The organism is Anabaena sp. CS-542/02, from assembly GCF_028331085.1.
Lineage (GTDB): Bacteria > Cyanobacteriota > Cyanobacteriia > Cyanobacteriales > Nostocaceae > Anabaenopsis > Anabaenopsis arnoldii.
This window is the reverse complement of record NZ_JAQMTM010000135.1, coordinates 1-5,594: the sequence shown is the minus strand read 5'-3', so window position 1 is coordinate 5,594 and position 5,594 is coordinate 1. Positions and strand designations below refer to the sequence as shown.

The 5,594-nt window shown below is 45.2% G+C and carries 3 protein-coding genes; 2 read left to right on the top strand and 1 reads right to left on the bottom strand.

The window, feature by feature from the left end:
* Nucleotides 1-225 precede the first annotated feature (225 nt).
* Nucleotides 226-1,200 (top strand): GTPase Era, encoded by a 975-nt coding sequence (era, locus tag PN447_RS14390; RefSeq protein ID WP_271763723.1) that lies wholly within the window; start codon nt 226-228, stop codon nt 1,198-1,200.
* 56 nt (nt 1,201-1,256) lie between these two features.
* Entirely contained in the window at nt 1,257-4,778 is a 3,522-nt protein-coding gene (locus PN447_RS14385) for a helicase-related protein (RefSeq protein WP_271763722.1), read from the top strand.
* Between the two features lie 234 nt (nt 4,779-5,012).
* Here PN447_RS14385 and PN447_RS14380 read toward each other — a convergent pair whose 3' ends face one another.
* Nucleotides 5,013-5,288, bottom strand: a complete 276-nt coding sequence (locus tag PN447_RS14380) for a DUF4351 domain-containing protein (RefSeq protein WP_271763721.1) — start codon at nt 5,286-5,288, stop codon at nt 5,013-5,015.
* Between the last annotated feature and the right edge of the window lie 306 nt (nt 5,289-5,594).

Genomic DNA, 5,594 nt, shown 5'->3' with positions numbered 1-5,594 from the left:
TCTATTCAAATCGGCTCAAGGAATCCTCCTAAATGCAGATTGCAATGGGTCAGCTAATATTATAAGAAAAGTATTCCCAAATGCTTTTGCAAATGGGATAGCGAGTGTCGCCGTTACACCAATAAAGGTTATGCCTTTATAAAGTGTCATTTTGAACAGATGGAGATTTGTCCAGTTTAACACGAACGGTTGAATTATGTTTGTTGCTCATTGCATCTCTAATATATGACGGTGGAGCTTAAGGTGACTAGTACTGATTATAACCTCTTCTCTGTTTCAGGAGAAGTATCTATCCCCCAGGCTCCTCCTGAATTTAAATCAGGGTTTATTGGCATCATTGGTCGCCCCAATGTCGGTAAATCTACTTTGATGAACCAATTAGTAGGACAAAAAATCGCGATTACGTCGCCTGTAGCACAAACTACACGTAATCGGTTACGAGGGATTTTAACCACCCCAGCCGCACAGTTAATTTTTGTGGATACACCGGGAATTCATAAACCCCATCATCAATTGGGGGAAGTGCTGGTGAGAAATGCTAAAAATGCCATTGAGTCCGTGGATGTGGTCTTGTTTGTGGTAGATGGGTCAGTAGCTTGTGGTGCGGGCGATCGCTTTATTGCTGATTTACTGGTAAGGACGCAAACACCAGTAATTATAGGGGTAAATAAAATTGACCAACAACCACCAGATTCTCAGAGCATTGATGATAGTTATCAGGCTTTAGCCGCAGGTCAACAATGGCCGGTAGTTAAATTTTCCGCCCAGACCAGCGCCGGACTACCGGAACTGCAAGAGTTATTAATTGAAAATTTAGAGACCGGACCGTTTTATTATCCCCCGGACTTGGTGACAGACCAACCAGAACGTTTTATCATGGGGGAATTAATTCGGGAACAAATTTTACTGTTAACCAGGGAAGAAATTCCTCACTCAGTAGCGATCGCCATTGATTTAGTAGAAGAAACACCCAGTATTACTCGTGTACTGGCTACCATCCATGTTGAGAGAACTTCTCAAAAAGGTATCCTGATTGGCAAAAGCGGCTCAATGCTCAAAGCCATTGGTAGTCAGGCTCGCCAACAAATTCAAAAGCTGATTGATGGTAAGGTTTATCTAGAGTTATTCGTGAAAGTAGAGCCAAAATGGCGGCAATCACGGATGAGTTTAGCTGAGTTAGGCTACAGAGTAGAAGAATAGATAACCTTGTAATGTGGGCATATTGCCCACTTGAGTATAAAAAGTCTGTATGCTAGATGCGACTAGAAGAACTAACCAAAGCCAGCGCAGTTAAAGGGATTCTACCTAATCAGGTAGTGACAGTCGTCGATGTCAAATGGTTTGGTAGCGATGTGGTTGAATTAACCTACAAAGACCCAAGCGGTCGCCTCGGTCAAGAGTTGCTATATCGCCATAACGAGGATACATTAGAAATCGTTACTCAAGAGCGCCCCTGGAGTTTCAACGCCGAAGGTCGCCTATTGCGGCTAGTATCAGAAGCCCATCGTATTCGCCTAGCACATCTGTTTGACCCTCTCCTAGCAGTACACACATCATTAGTAGAACCCCTCCCCCACCAAATTACCGCCGTATACGGAGAAATGCTCACCAGGCAGCCGTTACGTTTTTTACTAGCTGATGACCCCGGAGCAGGTAAAACCATCATGGCGGGTTTACTCATGGCCGAACTGCATTTGCGGGGTGACCTGCGGCGTTGCTTGGTAGTATGTCCTGGTAGTCTAGCAGCCCAGTGGCAAGATGAATTATACCAGAAATTTCATCTCGACTTTGAAATTCTCACCAATGACCGCATGGAAGCATCTCGCAGCGGTAACGCCCTCGCAGAAATACCCCTAGTCATAGCACGGTTAGATAAATTAAGTCGCAGTAATGACCTCCAAGCTAAATTAATACAAACTGACTGGGATTTAATTATCTGTGACGAAGCTCATAAAATGTCGGCTTCTTTTTTTGGCGGAGATGTCAGAGAAACCAAACGCTACAAACTAGGTAAACTCCTGTCTAGTATTACCCGTCATTTTTTATTAATGACCGCTACACCCCACAACGGGAAAGAAGAAGACTATCAGTTATTTATGGCCCTCTTAGATGGAGACCGTTTTGAGGGGAAATTTCGGGATGGGGTTCATGTGTGCGACACCTCAGACCTGATGCGGCGGCTAGTTAAGGAAGATTTGTTAAAATTTGACGGTACTCCCTTGTTTCCAGAACGCAAAGCTCATACAGTTGATTATGAGCTTTCCAGCCAGGAAGCAGTTTTATACAAGCAAGTTACAGAATATGTGCGGGAAGAATTTAACCGCGCTGACGCTTTAGATAATCAAGGACGTAAAGGAACCGTAGGCTTTGCATTGACTATTTTACAACGGCGTTTAGCATCCTCCCCAGAAGCTATTTATCAGTCACTGCGACGGCGACGGGAAAGACTACAGAAACGCCTGCGAGAGGAAGAAATATCCAAGCGGGGACAGGATACCCTGGAGTTATCCAGTAGGATCATTGAAGATGTCAACGAATTTGAAGAAGATACCCCCAGCGATGAACGGGAAGCCATAGAACAAGAAGTTGTTGACCAAGCATCAGCAGCGCGGACTATCTCTGAATTGAAAGTGGAAATTTCCCAATTACAAAAATTAGAGCAGTTGGCTTTGGCAGTGCGTCGCAGTGGTAGAGATAGAAAATGGGAAGAACTTTCTCAAATTCTGCAAAATCAAGCCGAACTGTTTGACGCTCGTGGCTACCGCCGCAAACTGGTAATATTTACAGAACATCGCGATACGTTAAATTACTTACACAAGCAAATTGGTAACCTTTTAGGCAAACCCAACTCAGTCGCTACAATTCAAGGCGGTATGGGGCGAGAAGAACGCCGTAAATCCCAAGAAGCTTTTACCCAAGACCCAGATGTCCAAGTTCTCATTGCTACTGATGCCGCCGGGGAAGGTATTAACTTACAACGGGCGCACCTCATGGTTAATTATGACCTACCTTGGAACCCCAACCGTTTAGAACAACGTTTTGGGCGCATTCACCGCATCGGACAGACGGAGGTGTGTCATTTGTGGAACTTGGTAGCCAAAGAAACCCGGGAAGGTGATGTTTATTTAGCACTGCTGAAAAAGCTAGAAAATGAACAAAAGGCTCTGGGGGGTAAGGTATTTGATGTTTTGGGGACAGCTATTGATGGTGTGCAGCTGCGACAATTACTCATAGAAGCCATTCGCTATGGTGAGTCGCCAGAAATTAAAGCTCGGTTAAATGAAGTTGTGACGGGATGTCTCGACCCTAAACGGTTGCAAAAACTCCTAGAAGAAAAGGCCTTGGCGCGGGATACAATGGATATTTCTAGAGTGCGGCAAATTCGCGAAGATATGGAAAGAGCCGACGCCAGAAAATTACAACCCCACTTTGTGGCTTCCTTTTTCATAGCGGCTTTTCAGAAGTTAGGGGGGACTATTAGGGAACGAGAAACCCAACGCTACGAAATTACCCATGTCCCCGCTGTCATTTGTAACCGGGGACGTGCGGTGGGGACGCGAGATGCAATTTTGACCCGCTATGAGCGCATTTGTTTTGATAAACAGTTAATTAGCGTTGCAGGTAAGCCCTTGGCGGCTTTAGTCTATCCCGGTCATCCCCTATTAGATGCTGTGATAGATTTGATCTTAGAACGCCATCGGGATGTTCTCAAGCAAGGTAGTATCTTATTAGATGTTAACGACCCCAGCGAACAAGTTAAAGCTCTAGTTTATTTAGAGCATTCAATCCAAGATGCTCGCACGGATCCTGCTGGTAATCGTCGGGTGGTGTCCCGCAGAATGCAGTATGTGGAAATTCTAGCATCTGGAGAGATTTGTAATGCTGGCTATGCTCCTTATTTAAATTATCAGCCAGTGAGTGACCCTGACCAAGCATTGATAGAACCAATGTTACAACAGTCATGGTTACTTAATGATATTGAAGCACAAGCAACAGCCTATGCGATCGCTCACATCGTCCCTCAACACCTCCAAGAAGTCAAAAAACACAAGGAAGAACTCATAAACAAAACCATGGCTGCGGTCAAAGAGCGGCTAATTAAAGAAATTAATTATTGGGACCATCGCGCCGCAGATTTACAACAGCAGGAAATGGCCGGGAAAGTCAACGCCAAAATTAACTCAGCCAAAGCCAGAAGCAGAGCCGATGAATTGCAAGCACGGTTACAAAAGCGCATGGAAGACTTGCAACAAGAGCGCCGCCTTTCTCCCCTACCGCCAGTAGTAATTGGTGGGTCCTTAATTGTCTCCCTGGGATTACTCCAACGGCTACAAGGTCAGCAAAAACCCAATCCCAACACCTCCGCCCCACAAAAACAGCGAGTAGAAACACTAGCAATGACAGCAGTAATTAATACAGAACGCCAGTTAGGCTATGAACCCAAAGATGTCAGCGCCGACAATTGTGGCTATGATATAGAATCGCGCATCCCCGGTACAGGAAAGCTGCGGTTGATTGAAGTTAAGGGGCGCATAATGGGAGCGGATACGGTGACAGTCACTAAAAATGAAATTCTCACCGCCCTGAATAAGCCTGAAGGTTTTATTTTAGCACTAGTGCAAGTACCATTATCCCCAGAAATTACCACCCCCAGCGAACATGACTGCATCGTACGCTATATACAGCAACCCTTTGAAAGGGAGCCAGATTTTGACGTTACTAGCGTTAACTACAATTGGCGGAAATTGTGGGAACGGGGAAATTTACCCAAAACCTGACGACCTCCCCAGGGAACTTATTGATTTCGGTGGTTGAGCGAAGTCGAAACCACGCACCCCCCAACACCCCCTTATATTCCTTCGACCTCCCCAGGGAACTTATTGATTTCGGTTTCGATCCTACTCAAGTAAATAAAATACACACCTTAACATCATAAATCTTGTGGGGTGGGCATCCTGCCCGCCCCTCAATACCTCACTCAGATAAAATGTGCTGTAATTCCCTATTCCCTATTACTGCGATTGACTTTCTAACCATTGCTGCAAATCAGCAACACAGGAGAAATCTAACAGCGCCTCACCCAGTAAATCTAACCCGTCAAAATCTAAGGTGTAAATTGCTTCTAGTTGGGAGGGTTCCACCCATCCCAAGCGGCGATTGAGGAGTTTAATAATCAGCTGTTGCTCCCGTTCCAGTCCCTGTTCAAGACCGCGTTCAAGTCCCTGTTCAAGACCGCGCTGTTCACCGCGTTCCATCGCGAGTTGTTCCGTCGGACTGATTAAAGGCATTTTTCTCTCCTCCTCCAAGCTCCTGATTTTCCTTACCAATCCTGTTTGTAACTCCTTCGGCAATGTCATCATTGTATCAATAATCTTAAATAGCCTGATGACATCCGTCTTAGTTAATCCCCGCTCATACAATCCCCTAATAATTCGCCACTTCCATGCTTCCCGCTCAGAGGATGTTTTAAAAGTCTCTCATGATGTATCAAATATTTTCATATCCCCCTAAATCACCCTTTTCAACGAGGACTTTAAAGAATTTAGCCCCCCTTTTTAAGGGGGGTTGGGGGGATCAATCAGTATCATTGATGA